This window comes from Massilia scottii (assembly GCF_030846495.1).
GTDB lineage: Bacteria > Pseudomonadota > Gammaproteobacteria > Burkholderiales > Burkholderiaceae_D > Telluria_A > Telluria_A violaceinigra.
In genome coordinates, this window is the sequence record NZ_JAVCWM010000011.1 from 157993 (window position 1) to 178452 (window position 20460).

Annotated in this window: 3 protein-coding genes; all 3 read right to left on the reverse strand. The window is 63.3% G+C overall.

Annotation, left to right across the window (positions count from 1 at the left end):
* Positions 1-49: 49 nt before the first annotated feature.
* Genes RBA41_RS17380 through RBA41_RS17390 form a run of 3 tightly spaced genes read right to left on the reverse strand, consistent with a single transcriptional unit; the run spans position 50 to position 20414 of the window.
* The gene (locus RBA41_RS17380; protein WP_306625390.1) at positions 50-18775 is read right to left on the reverse strand and encodes a non-ribosomal peptide synthetase; all 18726 of its coding nucleotides are present in this window, start codon (positions 18773-18775) and stop codon (positions 50-52) included.
* Positions 18772-19350, reverse strand: coding sequence for a GNAT family N-acetyltransferase (locus RBA41_RS17385; protein ID WP_306625464.1), 579 nt, complete (start codon positions 19348-19350; stop codon positions 18772-18774). The genes RBA41_RS17380 and RBA41_RS17385 overlap by 4 nt, the downstream gene beginning before the upstream one ends.
* Positions 19350-20414, reverse strand: a complete 1065-nt coding sequence (locus RBA41_RS17390; protein WP_306625392.1) for a GntG family PLP-dependent aldolase — start codon at positions 20412-20414, stop codon at positions 19350-19352. The genes RBA41_RS17385 and RBA41_RS17390 overlap by 1 nt, the downstream gene beginning before the upstream one ends.
* Positions 20415-20460: the final 46 nt, after the last annotated feature.

A 20460-nucleotide genomic window follows, 5' to 3' on the forward strand; every position in this document is an offset into this window, starting at 1 on the left:
TTACCCGTGCCGCGCCTCGGTGCTCTTCCGACGCGCGGCAACCTACCGTTTACTCGTTTTCGATCAACAATGTCTCCAAATAACGGATGGTGGGATTCTGGTAAAACGCGCGCAGCGGAATTCTGACCCCGTAGCGCTTGTTGACCTCGGAAACAATTTCGATTGCCTTCAACGATTGACCGCCCAGCACGAAGAAGTCGTCAGTCACGCCGACCTTCTCCACCTTCAGCAAGCGTTCCCACATCGCGCTCAACTCGCGCTGCAACACGGTGCTGGCAAGTTGCTTGTCCAATCGCGCCTCGGCCTGGATCAGCGGCAGATTTTTCGCATCGATTTTGCCGCTATCGGTCATGGGCACCACCGGAATAAAGTGGATCAGATTTGGCACCATATAATCCGGCAGCGACTCTCTGAGCCAGGCCCGGATGCTGTCGCGGGTCAAGTGCGCCGGCCCGCCATGGTCGGCCGGCTCGATCATGACGGGATCCCCTGTGGCGACGCCGCTGGCGTACACCACCTGCGCCACGCCGAGCGCGGCGGCAAGCCGGCGGCACTGCTGGCGCATGAACGCCAAGGCTGGCGCCCCCTCGCGCATCGCCCCGCTCGCACCATCATCGAAGACATACAGAACATTCGGAACGGCGCCCTTCGCTTGCCGGCTCAGTTCATCCTGCACCAGGGAAGCCGGCTCGGCACTGCCAAGCAGCAGGGCGACATCGATCATCATCGGCATGGCCGCCACACTGGCCACGAGCGCATCGCTGTGGTCGGTCCATACCAGCTGGCACGCCGGAAATTGCCTGGCCAGCGTACCCCGCGCTATGGCTGGCGGCATGGTGCTGCCGGCAGACGGCGCCGTCGGAAATGCGTCGACGGCGGCCAGCAATTCGGGCCGCTGCGCCAGGGTGAAGCTGTAGTACGGCGCTGTCTTGCCCGGCACCACAAACTGATTGCTGACGCTGTCCTGCTCGACATAAGCAATCAGGCGGCCGCCACCCTGGGCATCTTCCACGTATTGAATGGCGGCAACAGCGATGCCGGGATGGCTACGCAGCGCGCTGGCGATTTCTTCCAGTTCGACCCGGTTGCCATTGATCTTGAATTGCTTGTCGTAACGGCCGTGGAAATACACCACGCCGTCCCGGTCGATCCGGCCCAGGTCACCAGTGCGGTACAGGCGGCACGGCACGCCGCCGATCTCATGCTTGATGAAGGCGCCGGCAGTGGCCGCATCATCATTCAGATAGCCACGCGCCAGTCCCGGCGAGGCAACATGGATTTCACCGATGATGCCGCGCGCCACCGCTTGCCGGTGCTGGTCCAGTATCAAGACGGTGGCGTTGCCGACCGGGCTGCCGATCGGCACGGTATCGCCAACAAACGCGCCGCTGCAATCGAAACGGCAAGCGTCGACGGTGACCTCGGTAGGACCGTAATGGTTAGCCAGCGAACAGGAAAATACCCGCGCAAAGCGCTCCACTAGCGTGCGGTACAGGGCCGCTGCGCCACAGATGACTTGCCGCAGCGACGGCAAGGCCCCTACCTGACCCTGCTCTCGCGCCTCGATCAGCGCTTCCAGCATCGCCGGGACAAATTGCAGCACGGTGATGCGTTCACGCTCGACCATGTCGCCGTAACCCTTGCCGCTTTTGGCTGCATCATCGGCCATCACCACCACGGCAGCGCCGTAGGCCAAAGGCCAGAACACATCCTGAATGAAGACATCGAAGGTGAACGGAGTATGGAACAGCACCCGGTCGTCGCCAGTCAGGCCGTAGTTCGCCTGTATGTCGGCCAACATATTAGTGACGCCGGCGTGTTCAATTTCGATTCCCTTGGGCACGCCGCTGGAACCGGAGGTGTGCAGGATATAGGCCAGTTGACCCGCCTGCGCTGCGGCAGGATTGCCGGCGGCATAACCGGCCAGGGCGGCGCCCACTTCGTCGATGCACACTACCGCGTGCGGAAAGGCATTGAAGGCGCGCCGTTTGGCGCTGTCGGTCAGCACCCAGCGCGCGCCGCTGTTGCGCAAGATCGCCGTCACCCGCTTGTGCGGATACTGCGCGCCGATTGGCACGAAGCAGGCACCCGCCTTGAGGATGGAGTAAAGCCCGGCGATCATGTCGAACGTGGGGTCGAGCATGACGGCGACCTTATCGCCCTGCTCGACGCCCAGCGAAAGCAGGTAATGCGCCAGTTGGTTGGCCCGGGTATTGAGCTGATGGTAGGTATAGCTCACCCCATCGGCAACGATGGCGGTGCGCTCCGGCGTGCTGCTAGCCTGCGCCGCCATCAGGCTGTGCATGGTGGCCTGCTTGTCGTAGGCGACCGGATCGCCACACACCACCGCGGCTTCCTTGCCGTCCGCCTCGACCATCGTATAGGCATGCAGGGGCAGATCGGGGTCGTCCAGCACCTGGCCCATCAGAACTGTCATATTTTCCAGCATCAGCTCGACGCTGGACCGATGGAACAGGTCGGCGTTGTAGATACAACTGAACATGACGTCGCTGCCAAACTGGTCCACCACAAAATTGAGGTCGAAACGGGACGATTTGTTTTCCGTATCGACCACATCCTCCAGGCTCAAGGTCAGGCCGTCGAATTGCAGCCGTCCCATCAGGTCGGTTTTATTGTTTTGCACGCCGTACATGATCGAGAACAGTTTGGGGCGCGACAGATCTTTTTCGTGCTGCAACTGCTCGATCACCAGGTTGGACGGATAGTGATAATGCTCGAACGCTTCCAGGCTGCGCTGCGATACCTGGGCCAACAGGGCGCCGAAGGTCATGCCGGCATCGATTGTGCAGCGGATCGGCATCGGCGTGGCAAACAAGCCGAATAGCGGCTTCAATTTATCGTCGGCGCGGCCCGCGATCGGGCAACCGATCACGAAGTCGGCCTGGCCGCTGATGCGGTACAGGTAATAGTCGAGTATCGCCAGCTGCAACATGAACAGCGTGACATCGTTCTTCTTGAGGAAAGCTTCGATCTTGCGTACAACCTTGCGCGGCAGCCAGGTCCGCAGCGCATCGCCCTGGTACGACATCAGGTTCGGACGCGGATAGTCGGTCGGCAAATCCAGCGGGGGCGGCAATTGCGCATACATCGTCAGCCAATACTGTTTATGCTCGTCAAACGCGCCCGAGCGCAATTGCTGATGGGTCCATTGCACGTAGTCGAAGTAACTCACTTCGAGCACTGGCACATTCGCCACCCGCCCCGCCAGGACGGCGTTATACAGTTCGCTCAATTCCAGCATCAAATTGATCAGCGAACCTTCGTCCCAGATGATGTGATGCACGACGAAAATCATCTGATGGAAATCGCCGGCGTAACTGGCCACATGCAGACGGAACAGCGGTCCGTTGGCGAAATCGAAGGGCGCCGTGCCAAAGCGCGCGCCCAGCCGGTTCGCTTCATCGATGGCGTCGCGGCCCGCCAGCGTGCTGCGGTCGAGGAAAACATCTTCGGCGCGCAGCACGATGGAGGGATCGACGATCTGCACCGGCGCGCCATCACGGTAATCGAAGGTGACGCGCAGCACTTCATGGCGGTCCAGAATATGGCTCCAGGCCGACAGGAAGGCAGCGCGATCGAGTTTGCCAGTGAAAAACAGGTCGGCGATGCTGATGTTATATACCGGGCTGGCCGGGTCCATCTGGTAGGCATACCATTCGGGAACCTGGCATGGCGCCAGTTCGTAGTGCGCGCGTGGCGGCAACTTTTCGATGGACGCCGGCACCACCACCGCCACCGTTGCCCGCAAACCGTCGATGGCATGCGCTACGGCGCGCAGCTGCGGCGTCTGGAACAGCGTGCGCAGCGGCAAAGCCACACCGAACAGAGTACGGATGCGCAATACCAGTTCGGCAGCCAGCAGAGAATGGCCGCCCAGTTCAAAGAAACTGTCCAGGGCGCCGATCCGGTCAACACCGAACTGCTCTTGCCACAGCAACACCAGGCGTTCCTCGGTGGCGCCCTTCGGCGCCACATAGTCGTGCCGGTTGAAGATATCCAGATCGCTGGGTTTGGGCAGCCGTTTGCGCTCGATCTTGCCATTGGCGTTGAGGGGAAACTCGTCCATCAGCACAAACCAGGCTGGCACCATATAGCCGGCCACCCGCTGGCCGACGAAACTGCGCAATTCTCCGCTGGTGGGCGCCGGATGCACATGCGGGATCACATAAGCGAGCAGATAGAGCCTGTCCTTGTCGTCGCGCGCAGCCACTACCACTGCCTGACGCACGTTGTCGTGCTCGCCGATGGCTTTTTCGACCTCGCCGATCTCAACCCGCTGACCGCGGATCTTGATCTGAAAATCTTCCCTTCCGACAAACTCCAGCACGTCGCCGGGCCGATAGCGCGCCAGGTCGCCTGTCTTGTAGATGCGCCGGCCCGGTTCGGCCGAGAACGGATCGGGCAGGAAGGTTTCGGCGGTGCGCACGGGTTCGCCAAGATAACCGCGCCCGACGCCCACACCGCCCAGATATACCTCGCCCACCACACCCATGGGTACCGGGCGCATCTGGGCATCGAGCAGATAGGTTTGCAGATTCGGTAACGTGCCCTGGATAGGCACGTAGGGGAAGGACCCGGTCAGCGGCGCCCGTATCCACAGGTGGCTGGTGTCGTCCGAACACTCGGTGGCGCCATAGGTATTGACCACCGGAATATGCGGCAGACAGGCAAACCAGCGCGCGCACAGGGCCGGTGTCAGCGCTTCGGCATTGCTGACGTACAGCCGCAGCCGGTCCAGCCGGTAGCGGCCGGGCGACATTTCCAGCTCGTCGATCAGAATTTTCATGTGCGAGGGCACCGACTCGAACAAGGTCACGCCATCGACCGCCATCTGGGCCAGCAACTGCTGCGGGTCCCAAGCGGCGTCGCCCGGCATCACGGCGGTACGCCCACCCACCAGCAAAGCCAGCAGATATTGCCATACAGATACGTCGAAAGTATTGACTGCCATTTCGGCGATGACATCGTTCTGGTCGACCGCCAAATCGCGTATCTTGGCAAGCAAATGGTTGCGCATGCCCTGCTGCTCGATCATCGCCCCCTTGGGTTGCCCGGTCGAGCCGGAGGTATAGATGACGTAGGCCAGCGACGATGGCGTCACCGGCAGACCGGGCAAGCTGTGCGCCGGCGCTGCGTACGGCAACGCGCCCAGCTCCAGCAGAGGCACCCTGGCCGCCAGCTGGCCGGCCTTATCGCGCGTGGCCGCTTCGCACAGCACGTAACGCACCTTGCCGATATCGACAATACGGTCGAGCTTGGTAACGGGGTCTTCCGCATTCAGGGGTGTGAACGCCACGCCGGCCTTGAGCACGCCCAGCATCGCAACCAGATAGTTGATGTTACGGCCGAGCAGCAAACCGATCAAGTCTTCATCGCGGGCGCCGCTGGCGAGCAGATTGTGCGCCACCAGCCCTGATGCGCGGTCGAGCTCGGAATACGTCATCGCTTCCGCCGCGCAGTTCACCGCGATGCGTTGTGGATGCAGGGCTGCTTGGCGCGCGAAGATATCGCGCACATAGCGCGGCTCCGGAAACACCAGCGCGGTTTGGTTCAAGCCGCGCAGCTGATGCTCCTGTTCGGCGGCACTGAGCAAAGGCAGCGCGCGCAGCAAGCTGCCTGTCTCCCTCGCTATGCCGCCCAGCAGGTTCGTGAAATGATCCGCCATGCGCCTGACGGTGGCTTCCTCAAACAAATCGGCGCTAAACTCGAAGCCGCAATGCAGACGCCGGCCCTGTCTCCAGGTGGCCAGATACAGGTCGAACTTGGCCGTGTAGTGGTCCGGCTCGATGCTGCTGGCCTCCAGTGCGTCAAATACCGGCAAGGCCAGGGCATCGGCATCTTGATACGAGAACATGGTCCGGAACAAGCCGCTGCCATCGCGTTCGCGCAGCGGGTTGATGTCGGCAGCGATTTCCTCGAGGGCGACATCCTGATGGGCGAACGCATCCAGGCAAGTCTGGCGCACCTGCTTGAGCAGCGCGGCGAAGGTGAGCGCACGGCCGGTGCGGATACGGATCACCAGCGTGTTGACGAAGAAACCAAGCACGGCTTCCCATTCGGGACGGCCACGTCCCAGGGCGGGTACGCCAACGAGCAATTCTTCCTGCCGGTCATAGCGCGCCAGCACGGCGGCATACGCTGCCAGCAGCAGCATGAACATCGACACCTGATGGCGTTCGCTCACCAGTTCCAACTGGCGCGACAAGGTTTCATCGAGTTCGAATGCGAATGCGCTGCCGCGCTGGCTCAATTGCTGCGGCCGGTTGAAATCGGTTGGCAGCTGCAAGGTCGGCAGCTGGCCGTCCAGTTGCGCACGCCAGTAAGCAAGCTGCCTGACGCGTTCTCCCTCGTCAAGCATACGCCGCTGCCACACCGTGAAATCGCGGTATTGCAGCGGGCGCGGAGCGTGGTCCGATGAGAAAACAGGCAGTGCGCCGTTTCCTGCCCGGTTGTAGTGCTCGGCCAGAGTTTGCTGGAACAGGCCGACGGACCAGCCATCGACAATGATGTGATGGAAAATCGATACCAGCACATGCACGTGCGGTTCCACGCGCACCAGGGAAAACCGCGCCAGCGGAGCTTCGGCCAGATCGAAAGGCGTTTCCAGGGCGGTCAGCACCAGCGCCGCTAGCGCCTGTTCGGCGTCCGCACGGGACAGGGCCGACAGGTCCACCTCGACCAATGGCGAGCAGTCCGGCGCGACCACTACCTGCATCGGCGTCTCGGCGTCCACCACGAAGATGGTGCGCAGGGATTCATGGGTATGCACGGTGTGTTCCAGCGCCAGACGCAAGCGCTGCCGGTCCAGCGCGCCTTCCAGGCGCAGCAGATCGGGCAGATTGTAGGCCGTGCTGTCCGGCGCCATCTGATGCAGATACCACAGCCGGTATTGGGCGCCGGAGAGCGCAAGCGACGTCGCGGCGATGCGTTCTATGACTGGCTCGGCGCGCCAGGTCGGTCCATGGCGGGTCCCCGTTCCAACCTGGGCATCGTCGCGCTGTGCGCGCAAACGGTCCACCAGCAGCGCCAATCCACGCACCGTCGGGGATTCAAACAGGGCCGCCACCGGCAAGCGCACTGCGTACAACGCTTCGACCCGGTTGTTGATGCGGATTGCCAGCAAGGAATTGCCACCCAAACTGAAAAAATTATCATCGGCACCAAAGCTATCGCTACCCAGCAGCTCATGCCACAGCGCCAGCAAGGCGGTCTCGGTCGGGTTCAGCGACGTCGTTGCCACGGCCGCGACAGACGCCGGCGGGGCCGATGGGTCGTTGGCAGCGAGCAGTAGCGCGCGACGGTCGACCTTCTGGTTGACCGTCAGCGGAAAGGCTTCCAGCACCACCACCCGGGCCGGCACCATATGCGCCGGCAGCCGCTGGCGCACATAATCGACAAAGACGGTGCCATCGGTCCCGGCGGCGACCCATTGCTCGGAAGACTTATCCAGCGTCACGTAACCGATCAGCGGGTTGCGCAGCTGGCGCCCCGCCTCGGCCAGCACAATGGCTTGCGCCACCGTGGGATGCGACTCCAGCACGAGCGCAATTTCCTCCGGTTCGATCCGGATGCCATCGACTTTGACCTGAAAGTCGGCGCGGCCCAGATAATGCAGCCTGGCGTCAAGATCGTAATGCACCAGGTCGCCTGAGCGGTACAAGCGCCCGCCTTCGCCACGCGCGAACGGATCAGGCACAAAGCGCTCGGCGGTCAGGGCCGGGCGCCCATGATAGCCATGGGCCACGCCGGCGCCACCGATATAGAGTTCGCCCGGCAGCCCGGCCGGCACCGGGTTCATGAACGCGTCCAGCACATGCAGATGCACGTTGGCCACCGGGCGGCGCAGATATACCTCGTCGTCTCGCTGGGTGTGCTCCAGGTCGATGGCATCGACAATGCTGCCAATCGAACATTCGCTGGGACCGTAGATGTTGCATAGTGCCACCTGGCCTGCCGTGGCACGCTGCCACAGGCGAATCGCCTCGATGGTGAGGCGCTCGCCGCCTACGCTGATCAGGCGCACCGGCCCCCATGCGGCAGCAGCGGGGTCTTGCGTGGCCAGATATTCGCCCAAGACGCGCCAGTACGCCGTTGGCAGCGTAAGCACACTGATCGCCTCGCTGCGGCAGGTTTCCAGCAAGGCTGGCACCGAGCGTTTGACGTCATCGTCGCCGATATACAGGGACCCGCCCGCGCATAAGGGCAGGAAAATTTCCTCGATCGAGGCATCGAAGGTCAGCGGCGCAAACAGCAGGCCACGGTCGCCGGGCCGGTACTGGAAACGCTCGATGACCGTGGCGATATAGTTGACCAGGCCGCGGTGATGCTGCACCGACGCCTTCGGCCCACCCGTGGTGCCTGATGTATAAGTAAGGAAGACGCCGTAGCCGGGCAGCACATCGACCAGCGGCGGCGCCACCGGGCAATGCCGCCATGCTTGCTCCGCCAGCATGAGGCGCTGCCCGTCGAAATCGCCAAGCGGACAATCGGACGAGGTCAAGACATGACGGCAGCCGCTGTCTTGCATCAACAGCGCCAGCCGTGCCGGTGCCAGCTGAACGTCAAGCGGGAAGCAGAGCGCCCCAGCCTTGAGCACGGCAATGATGGCGATGACCGCCTCGGCGCTGTGGGCCGCTTGCACGCCGACCACGGTACCCGGGCGCACCCCTGCCTCCAGCAGGTAATGGGCAAGCTGATTGGTCTTGGCCGCCAGCGCGGCAAAGCTGACGATGCCGGCAGGCGTGACCAGGGCCGGACGCGCTGGCCACAATACGGCCTGGCGGTCGACCAGCAGATGCAGCAGCTGCGGGCTAGCGTGAGCGCCGTCATCGCTGGCGGCGGGAAATACATTGGCATGATCGACCGGCACGCTGTTACGCAAACGTTCGACCGCATCCATTTCGTGCGGCGTCAGGAATGCCAAAGCGCCTATACCAGCTGCCGGATCGCTGGCGATACTTTCCAGCAGCAACCGGTAGTTTTCCAGCCAGCGTGTCACGGTGTGACTGTCGAACAATTCGTCGACATAATTGCACGACAATACCAGGCCGGCGGCCGTCTCGCTGAACGTCACCGACAGCGCCGCGACCGGCGCTTCCGGCGCACCATCCATGAGCGCCACGCTCAGACCGGAATGCTGCGCCGCGTCTTCCCGCACCAGCAGGGCGGACTGGAAATCGAACACCGTCTGAAAGAGCTGGTCCGCGCCCTGGGTACACTGTTGCGCTATCTGGTCGAATGGCAAGGCATGGTGGGCGTAGACCTGATGCAAATTTTGCTGGGTCTGACGCAGCAAGTCGAGATAACTGGCGTGCGGGTTGATTCTGGCCCGAACCGGCAACATATTGACGAAGAACCCGACCAGGTCTTCCAGCTCGGGCCGCCCGCGATCGTTGAAGGGCATACCGACCATGAAATCGGCTTGGCCGCTCAAGCGGTGCAGCCAGATGAAATAACTGGTGATCAGTACCTCGTACAGCGATGCGTGCTGCTGCCGCGCCAGCGCCTTCAGCTGCGCAGCGGTGTCGGCCGGCCAGGCCAGCGTCAAGGTACGCCCGCTTCTGCGCACCGGATTGGCCGCGTCGGGCGCGACCGGCAACGGCGCCTGCGCCGGCAAGGCATGTAGATACCCGCGCCAAAAGTCGAACAGGCTATCCTGCGCCTGGCTCAGCTGACGCTTCGCCCACAGACTGTAATCGCGGTACTGGATCGCCAGCGGGCGCAGGTCGGCTGCCCGCCCGCCGAGCTGGGCCGCATAACAGGCCAGCAGATCGCGCAGGAAAACCTGGGCGGACCAAGCGTCCACAATGATGTGGTGAAAGCTGGCGGCCAGAACAGAAGTGTCGGCCGCGGTTTGAATCAGCACCAGTTTAAATAATTGACCGGAAGCCAGATCGAACGGCTCCACCGCCAACCGTGCCAGATAATCCTGAACGAAGCTGGCCTGAATCTGCTGGGGATTACCGCTCAGGTTTACTTGCAGCAAATTGAGTGGCCATGCCTCTCCCGCCACCGCGCCAGGGGCCAGCAGTTCTTGATAGGCGTCGCCCTCCTCTTCCAGCACCCGGGTGCGCAAAATCTGGTGGCGCTCGACCACTGCCGACAAGGCTGCGCGAAACAGCGCGGTATCTAGCACGCCATCGATGCGCAATGCACCGACCACGTTGTAATCGACACTGTTGCGCTGGAATGCCTGCATCAGCCACAAGCGCTTCTGGTAGGGCGACAAGGGCGTGCGCTGTTCCGGCTGCGCCAGCGCGATCGGTGCATAGGCCGCGCTTTCATCGAGTTGCCGCGCCAGGGCGGCAAGATCGCCGGCGCCAAAGAAGTCCTTTAGCGCGATGTCGCGGCCCAGCCGTGTCTCGATCAACGACACGGCGCGTGCCGCCAGCAAGGAATGACCGCCCAGGGCGAAAAAATTGGCCTGGGCGTCGGTCACCGGTTCGCCCAGCAGAGTGCCCCAAATGTCGGCCAAGGCATGTTCGGTCACCGTGCGCAAAGCCACACGCGGCACGCTGGCGTCCTGGCGCGGCGCGGGCAGACTGGCATAGTCCACCTTGCCATTGCTGGTTAGCGGCAGCGCGTCCATTTCAATGATGAAGCCGGGCACCATAAACTGCGGCAAATGGGCGCCGATCTGCAGCGTGAGTCGGGCGGCCGGGGATAAACCGTCACCGTTGTTGTTCTCGAAAACCACATAGGCAACCAGGCGCACGCCCTGCCGATCGTGTGGCAGCGCCGTGACGACGGCGTCCTGGACACCAGGCTGCGCCTTGATGACCTGGATAATCTCACCCAGTTCGACGCGGTATCCGCGTATCTTGACTTGCTGGTCGACCCGGCCGATATAGTCGAGCGTGGCGGCGCCGTTCCAGCACACCAGGTCGCCGGTCCGGTACATCCGCGCGTCCGGCACGGTGGAAAAGGGATCGGCCACCAGCTTATCGCCGGTCAGCGCCTCATCGGCACGATAGCCACGCATCAGCGAGGCACCGCCGATATAGAGCTCGCCTACCGCGCCGCGCGGCATCAGCTGGGCATGACGGTCCAGCACATACACGCTGACGTTGTCGATGGGCGCGCCTATCGATGGCAAGCCAGCATCCGCTGCCGGACCGACTTCGCCGGCGGTGGCGACCACACTGTTCTCGGACGGGCCATAGTGATTGACCAGGCGATAGCTGGCTCCGGCCGGCGCGTGGCTGGTCAGGCGCTCACCGCCTGTCAGCAAAAATTGCAAGCTGGCCGAGCCGGTCCAGCCATCGGCCATGACCGCATGCGCCAGCGGCGTCACCAGGAAGCAGTGGGTAATGGCGTTCCCGATCAGCCACTGGACCAGAGGGCGCGACGATTGCCGTTCCGCCTCGGGAACAAACCATACGCTGGCACCAGCGCACAGATACGGCCAGATTTCCCATACCGCCGCATCAAATCCGATACCGGCGCTCTGGCTGGCTCTCACTTCTGCACGCGCCGTCGTCAAGCCGTAGGCACGCCGATGCCATTGGCACAGATTGGCCAGGCCCCGGTGCGGGATCGCCACCCCTTTCGGCAGACCGGTGGTCCCCGAGGTGTAGACGATGTAGGCCACATCGTCGGGCGTGGCGTTGCTATCGAGATTGCTGTCCGCTAGCGCGGCCGATGCCGCCAACGCGCCGTCCAATGACACGAGCGCACAGCTATCAGGCAATTGACCCGGTGCCGAGGCGGCATCGGCAATCACCAGCCGCGCGGCACTATCGGAAAAAATCCGCTCCTTTCGCTGGTCGGGATAGCGCGGATCGACCGGCACATAGGCGGCGCCCAATTTCAGCAAGGCCAGTGCCGCCGTCACGAACGACGGTCCCGGCGGCAGGCACAGCGCGGCCGTTGCGCCGTTTTGCACGCCGCGTCCGGCCAGATAGCGGGCCAGCCGGTTGGCGGCCGCATTCAATTCGCTGTAGCTCATCGCTGCGCCAGTGTCGGCCACCAGGGCAAGGCGCTGCGGATAGTCGCGCGCGGCTTGTTCGAATTGGAGAAATACAGGCCGCTCGTCCAGCGCGGTCTGGCGACCATGGCCGAGCTGCAACAGCGCTTCCCTCCCGGCGGCACAGGTCAGGCGCAGCGTGGCCAGTGTCGCTTGAGGCGATTGCACCACCTGTTCCAGGATCAGCAGATAAGCGTCGAGCAGGTACCCGGCCATGGCATCGCTGAACAGTGCGCGGCGATAATTGAGCCCGATGCGCATGCTGCCATCGCCAGCCGGGCTGCAGCGCAGCGTCAGATCGAATTTCGCGCTACGGTCGGCACGGCGCAGCAGGTCCAGACGGGTATCGCCTAGCGTTGCCGGCAATGTATTGTGCTGCTCGAAATCGAACATGGTCTTGATCAGCTCAGCGGTGCCGTCGCCGCGCGCGCGCCCCGCCAGTTCGACCAGCTGCGCATAGCTGACGTGGCCATGGCGGAACGCCTCGGCGCAGGCATCGCGCAGCTGGAGCACTTGCTGGGCGAATTGGCCGTCATCGGAAAAATTCACGCGGATTGGCAGGACGTTGACAAACATCCCGATCATATTGCTCAGCTCAGGCAAGTCACGGCGGCCGTAGGCCAGCCCCAGCACGACCTCGCCATCGCCGCTGTATTTGGCCACCAGCAGCCCGTAGGCGGCCATATGGACGGTTGCCTCGGTCACGCCCCAGCGCAAGGCCAGCGCCCGGACCGCGTCGGCCTGTCCCGCGCCAAGCCAGCGGCTGATCTCGGCGCCCTTGCTGGCTTGACCGCTGGATGAGGCCAGCGCCGGCTGTCCGGAGCGAACCAGACCGGTGCCATGGATCTGCAAGGCGGCCAAGCCGCCCGGCAATTCACCGGCCAATTTTTCTTTCCAAAAACCAAGCGCCGCCGCATCGCGTCCGCGCACCGCATCGGACTGGCTCCACAGGCTGTAGTCGGCGTACTGAAGCGCCTGATCGTCGGCCTGTGCCACTGGCGCCAGACCAGCAGCCAGGCCCGCGTAACAGGCGTCGAGCTCCTCGAACAGAATCACGATGGAGCGGCCGTCGGCCACAATGTGATGCATATTTAACAGCAAATAACCATCATCCCGGGCGACGGGCAGGAAACCGAGCTTGAACAAGGGTCCAGTTTCAAGATTGAAGCAGTGCGCCTCCCACGCATCGATGCGCGCGAACACCGCCGCGTCGAGCGTATCGTGAGCGCCGTCAACTGCAGGCGCGTCCAGCGACAGGATCTCGATGTGCACCGGTTGCGGCGCCTGTATGGTTTGCCAAGGCTGGCCATGCTCCTTGACGAAACAGCTGCGCAGCAACTCGTGCTTGGCCGCCAGCATTGTCATCGCGGCGGCCAGACGATCCAGATCGAGTGCTCCCGTAACGCGTACCGCACCGCAGATGTTGTAATCGGTACTGTCCGGGTCCAGCTCTTGCAGCAACCACAGACGCTGCTGCTCTGGGCTCAACGGCAAGCGCTGGGTACGCGCCGCGCGTGTCAGCGGCGTGACGGCCTGCCCCATGCTGCGCAAATGTGCGGCCAGGGCGGAAACTGTTGGGAAGGAAAAAATGTCAGCAATCGACACCGCGATACCCAGCTGCGCGCGGATGCCGGCAGCCACCCGCGCCACCAGAAGGGAATGGCCGCCCAGGGAAAAGAAATTGTCTCCGGCGCACACTGTGCCGCAACCCAATACCTCGTGGTACACGGCGGCGATTTCCTGCTCATAGGGATGGGCGAAGAGCGCCGCGTCCGGAGCGCCCGACGGTGCCGGACGCGGCAGCAAATGACGGTTGATTTTCCCATTGCTATCCAGCGCCAGCGCGTCGACCACAACGATCACGGCCGGCACCATGTGCGGGGGCAGCTTGGCACCCAGGTAGGCACGCACTGCCGGTTCGCCGAGTTTCCCGTCGCCGGCCACGTAAGCAGCCAGCTGGCGACCGACTTGGCCATGCTCCTGAGCAATGACTTTGCACTGTTTTACCTGCGGATGAGCCGCCAGGAGCGCTTCCACTTCACCTAACTCGATACGATAACCGCGCACCTGCACCTGATCGTCGTTACGTCCCAGGAAATGCAGCCGTCCGGCGTCGTCCAGACGGACGATGTCGCCGCTGCCGTACATGCGCGCGCCGGGCCGGGCCGCGTAAGGATTCGGGATGAAGCGGGCCGCTGTCAGCGCCGGGCTGCCATGGTAGCCTAGCGCGAGGCCCGCGCCGCTGACAAACAGTTCCCCGCTTACGCCGCGCGGCAGCACACGCAGCTGCGCATCGAGAATGTACAAGACCTGGCCACGGATCGGCAGACCGATATCGGGCAAACGGGCCGGCCGGGCGCCGATGTTGGCAGCGGATTCGGATTCGCCGGCAGGCTCGACCGCGCCACTGGTGGTGACCACCGTGTTCTCGGTCGGCCCGTAGGCGTTAACCAGATGGAAACCTTGCGCCGTACGAGGACGCGTCTTTAATTGATCGCCCCCGGTCAGCAAATAGCGCAGTGTGCCCTGCCCCGCATGGCCGGACTCGACCAGAAAGGATTCGGCCAGCGGAGTCGGCATGAAGCAATGGCTGATCGCCTGCTGCGTCAGCCAGCCGGACAAGGCCGTCATGTCGCGCTTGCAGTGCGCGGCCGGTTCCGCCAGACTGGCACCGGCACATAAATACGGCCAGCTTTCCCATACCGCCGCGTCGAAGCCTGGGCCAGCCAGCAAAGCCGCCCGTGCCGTGGTATCGACGGCAAACGCGTCGATATGCCACTCAACAAGATTTTTCAAGCCGGCATGCGTGACCAGCACGCCCTTGGGCTGCCCGGTCGAGCCGCTGGTGTAAATACAATAGGCGGCTTGTCCTTCCGTCAGGGCGATGCGCGGAATGCCGCGCGCGGCATAGAACGCCTTGGCGGCCTGGCCCAATTCGTCCGCCAGCAGCACGCTGAGGGCCGTTGCCGGCAAGCGCGCGGCGGCATCGCGGGTGCTCAGCACAAAAGCCGTGCCGCTATTGCCGAGCATGAACGCGATGCGTTCGGCCGGATAGCTCAAATCGACCGGCACATACACCGCGCCAGCCTTCAACACGGCCAGTGCCATCACGGCTTGCCACGCACGCGATGTTACCGCGATCGCCACCCGGTCGCCCGCTGCCGTGCCCTTTTCAATCAACCATTGCGCCAGGATGTCCGATTCGCGATCCAACTGCTCGTAGTTGAGGGTAAGCTGGTCGCTATGGAGCGCCAGCCTGCCCGCATGCTTCATGGCCGCCTGGCGGAACCAGTCCACCACGGTGACAGCCACGCCCTGTGCTGCCCATCCGACAGCGTTGGCGCCGCCATCGAGGCTACAGCGGATGCCGGCCTGTTCGGCGGCATCGATATACGGCACATCGCCCAGGCGCTGATGCTGTCCACCCACCAATTCGCGTATCGCACAGGCAAAGTTGGCGGCAAGACGCGCAACCATCGCTTGCGTATACAGATCGGCGCGGTACTCGACGCTGCCGCGCAGGCCCGCTTCATCCTCGACCATCGCAAACGACAGATCGAACTGCGCCCTCAGGCGCTGCGGATCGATCGACGTGAGCACCGCATCGCCCAAACTCAGCTGTCCACCCTCCTCGCCCAGCACAAACGGCAGCAGGCGGTCGGCGTGCGCCGCACTCTGGCCCTGGCCAGTGCGCGTTTGCAGCAGAGAAAACACCACCTGCACCAGCGGATTGGCGCCCTGTCCCGGCACCGCCAGCGCCGCGCTCAACACCGGCAAGGGAATATCCTGGTGGCGAATGCCGCCCAGCACGGCCTCCTGGACCGCAACGGCCCATTCATCGACTGCGAGGTGATCGGCCAGTGCCACCCGGATCGGCAGCACGTTGGCGAAATAGCCGATCGTGGCGGCGTCCACCGTGCGGCGCCGGCCCAGGGTCGGCATTCCCAGTACCACCTCGTTTTGCCCGGCGTAGCGCCCCAGCAGCAAGGCACAGGCACCGAACAGCACCTGATACGTGGTCAAACCGTGCTGCCGCGCAAAGCTCCGCAGACCCTGCACGGTGACACGATCCAGTGCAAAACGGTGTTTTCCGCCCGTCGGCGGGCCAGCCTCTGCCGACACGGCAGAGAAGCTGGAACGCGCCGGCATGGCGCTCAGCCGGCTGCGCCAGTAGGCCAGTTGCTGCTGAGCTTCGCTGGAGCCGAGCCAGTCGCGCTGCCACGCGCTAAACGCGGCGTAACTTGGTGCTGGAGCGGACAGCGGCGCAGGCAAACCCCTGCCCCGGAGCAGACTGAGATAATGTTGTTTCAACTCTTCGATGAGGAGATCGAACGACCACAAGTCGACAGCGATATGGTGGATGGCCAGCGTGAGATAGGCCGCGCCGGGCCCGGTCGTCATAATGCAGCGCCAGCTGTATTGGCGCAAATCGAATGGCAGCGTCAGCGCCGCGCGCGCCGCCTGCAAGGCTTGTGCATCGTCCGCATGCGAACTCATGGCCAAGTCACACGCGTCGGCGCTGTCGGCCATCGGCTGGCCATCGACTTCCACGAAGCGCACCCGCAAGGCGTCGTGGCGCGCCGCGAGTGCCCGCAATGCCTGCGCCAGCAGATCGCGGTCGAGCGCGCCGTCCACCCTGGCGACAAAACCTTCGTTGTACGCATGGCTGGCGCGCTCGGCCTGCTGGATCAGCCATAGCGCGGCCTGCCCCGCCGTAGCCGGCCATGGACTTGCCCCGGCCGCCAGCGGCGCACCGGTTGGCACGACCGGATCGGTATCCTGCGTCAATCCGCCCACCGCCGCCACTACATCGGCCAGGTTGGCGTCGCTAAACAGCAGATCGGCTGGCACATCCACTTGCAGGGCTTCGCCGATGCGGTGCTTAAGCTGCATCAAGGCGAGCGAATCGAGACCGAGCGCGGTCACCGGGCGAGTGCGGTCGATCGCATAAAACGGCACTTTTAGCGTATCGGCGATCAGGCTAAGCAGGAAACCGTTGATGATTTGCTCGCGTACCTCGCCCTGCGCGGAAGCAAGCAAGGCTTGCAGCTCGGCATACGGCGACGCGGCTGGCCCGGCCACCACGGTGCTGTCGGCCACACCAGCGTGGCTATCCCATAATACCTTTAACTGACCCTGCGCCAAAGCGGCGCGGGTGCCACTGCGCTGTACCTTGCCGCTCGATGTTTTCGGGACCGAACGTTCCTTGATCAGCACCACCCGCGCCAGTGTCAGGCCGTACGCTGCTGAAATCCGGGTGATGATGGCTTGCGCGATGTGCGGATACAGAGCGGACGCGCTCTGACGCCGGAGCTCGGCGACGATGCAGGCCGCCGCCGGACCGTCATCGTCGAGGGCGAAAGCGGCGGCACCGTCCTGGATGACATCGGGATGAGCCTGCACAGCGCTCGCTTCCAGATCGGAAGGATAATAGTTATCGCCCCGCACAATGATCACATCCTTGCTGCGGCCAGTGACAACCAGTTCTTCTTGATGAAAAAAACCCAGGTCGCCGGTGCGCAAAAATGGCCCGGCGCCGTCGGCCGTATAATTGGCAAAGGTTTGCGTGCTTTGATCCGGACGGTTCCAATAGCCTTGGGCCACATGCGCGCCCTTGACCCAGATCTCGCCGACTTCTCCCGCCGGGCGCACTTGCCCGCTGTCGGGGTCCACCACGGCCACCCCGCAGCCGTCGACGGGGCGGCCGCAACTGACGCGCCGAAATACCTGGCTGCGGCCAGCCGTCAGCATGCTCTGTTCAACGATGGCATCGGCCTGCACGCCCTGGGAACCGGTGACGATCAAGGTCGCTTCCGCCAAGCCGTAACAGGGCCGAAACATTTCTTGACGAAATCCGCAGGCGGCGAACGCGGCGGAAAAGTTTTCCAGTGTCGCCACGGCGACCGGCTCGGAGCCGCTGATCGCAACCTGCAGGCAGGACAGATCGAGCTCGGCCAGTTGTGCAGGGGTGACCTTGTCGGCGCACAATTGCCAAGCGAAATTGGGCGCCACCGTCAGGGTGGCTTTCAGGCGGGCGACCGCCTGTAGCCAGGACAGAGGATTGGCCAGGAAATCCATCGGCGCCATCAGATAGGTGGCATAGCCGGCATAAACGCCCTGCAATAAGGTCATCAATCCCATGTCGTGGAATAATGGCAGCCATAACAGCGTACGGGTACCGGCATGGTTGCCGCAGGTGCGCATGATCATTTCTTCATTGGCGAGCAGATTGCCGTGAGAAACCATGATGCCCTTGGGCGTGTCGGTGGAGCCGGAGGTGTATTGCAGGAAGGCGATATCGTCCCGTCCCAGCGGCGGCGCGTGCCAGTCGGACGTGGTGGAAGTATCGGACGCAGCCGGCAATTCGTCGACGATCACGACCGTCATCGCTTGCAAGGCCGGGCTGGAGTCGATGAACGCCGCCACCGATGCTAGCTGCTTGCGGCACAGCAAGAGGATGCTTGGCCGGGCATCGGCGATGATCGCCTGCAACCGCTCGACATGGTGGTTGTTACGCGGCGCATAGGCCGGCACGGCGATGAAGCCGCCATACAGGCAGCCGAAAAATGCGGTCGCATAGTCCATGCTCTGGGGGCAGATAATCAGTACCCGGTCGCCCCTGGCGCCGGACGCCGCCAGCCTGGCTGCCAGCAGACGGGCAGCGCTATCGAGCTGGCCGAAAGTCAGCTGTTTGTCCCCTTCCCGCCGGTTCAGATAACGGTAGGCCAGCTGGTCGGCATCGGCCTTGGCGCGGTATTCGCACAGTTCAACAAAATTGTTCAATATCATTGTGCATCCTTCTTGCTCAATCCGGCCGCTTCCCGCTCTTGCCACTCCTGGCGCAGCAAAGCGTAGCTGTACTCGTCCGACCAGGCTCCCTTGAAAAAAACGTTTTCCCGGTAGTGGCCCTCGCGGCGAAAACCTTGCGTGTCGAGCAGACGCTGGGCGCGCAGGTTGAGCACATCGACGGTTGCCACCAGCCGGTGCTTGCCGAGTTCGGCAAAAAGCAGCGTGATCACCCTGGATACGGCTTCCCGGGCATAACCGCAGCGCTGACCGTCGGTATCGAAGGTGACGCCCAGCTCGGCCTGCTGGCCGTCGTCGAAGAAATGCACCGCCACGTCGCCCACCAGTACGCCATCTTCCTGGCGCGCCACGGCGATTTGAAACCAGCTGTCGGGATGATCGAACGCCATCCCTTCCTGCTGCGCGAAGAACGCTTGCGCATCCTCGGCCGTATAAGACGACCAGCTCTGGTAACGCGCCACCTCTGGATGATTGCGGTAAGCTGTGAACGCGGGCAAATCGCGTCGGGTGAAGGGGCGCAGCATCAGGCGCGCGGTGCTTAAGGGAAAAACATTCATCATCGTGCTTCCAGTGTTGCAGTTGAAGTGGATGCGTCGGCACGCAGTATGGCGGCCATCGCCGCCACGGTGTCGCGCAGCGCCTGGTCGTCTATCATGTAATGCACCACGGCGCGAATCACGCCGTCGCCCAGCACCCCCATGCGGATGCCGCGTGCCTGCAAGGCGCGCAGAAAGGCGTCGTTGCCCTGCCCGGCGACGTCGAAGAACACCATATTGGTCTGGATATGCCGGAAACGCAGCGTCACACCCGGCAATTCATGGATGGCCTGGGCCAGCCAAACGGCGCGGCGGTGATCGTCGACCAGACGCTCGACCATCGTGTTCAGGGCCACCAGACCGGCGGCGGCCATGATGCCGCCCTGGCGCAAGCCGCCGCCCAGCATCTTTCGATAACGTTTGACGCCATCGATCAGCTTGGCACTGCCGCACACCATCGATCCATACGGAGCGCCCAGGCTTTTCGAAAGGCAGAACTGAAGCGAGTCGACATGCTCGACGATCTGCGCCACCGGTATGCCCAGGCTGGCCTGGGCATTGAAAATGCGCGCGCCATCCATGTGTACCTTCAGGCCATGCTGATCGGCCAGCTCGCGCACGCGGCGCAGGTAGTCCAGCGCCAGTACCTGCCCGCCGCTCAGGCAATGGGGATTTTCCAGGGCGATCACGGCGGCGGGCGCGCATTGATAGTCGGTACTGTCGCGGATGGCACCGCGCAGCAGCGCAACCGGTACCGAACCGTCGCTGCCGGTGGGCACCGGATGCAGCACCACGCCGCCAGCCACGGACAGGCCGCCGGCCTCGTAATTGTAGAGGTCCGACTGGTCGCCCAGGATTACCTCATGGCCGCGCGGACACTGCGCCAGTAGCGCGGTCAGGTTGCCCAATGTTCCGCTGGTAACGAATGCGGCGGATTCCTTGCCCGTCATGGATGCCGACAGCGCTTCCAATTCGCGCACCGTGGGGTCTTCGCCATAACAATCGTCGCCCACCTCGGCGGTAAACATCGCCTGGCGCATTGCCGGCGTTGGAAGGGTGACCGTATCACTAAGAAAATCTATCACTATCTGGCTTCCGTTTCTATTCGGGCCGGCAGGTGTCTGCCGGTGT

What these genes read in the sequence shown, in the direction of transcription:
- RBA41_RS17380 (WP_306625390.1), bottom strand. Translation starts at nt 18,775, where the DNA reads ATGATATTGAACAATTTTGTTGAACTGTGCGAATACCGCGCCAAGGCC.
- RBA41_RS17385 (WP_306625464.1), bottom strand. Translation starts at nt 19,350, where the DNA reads ATGAATGTTTTTCCCTTAAGCACCGCGCGCCTGATGCTGCGCCCCTTC.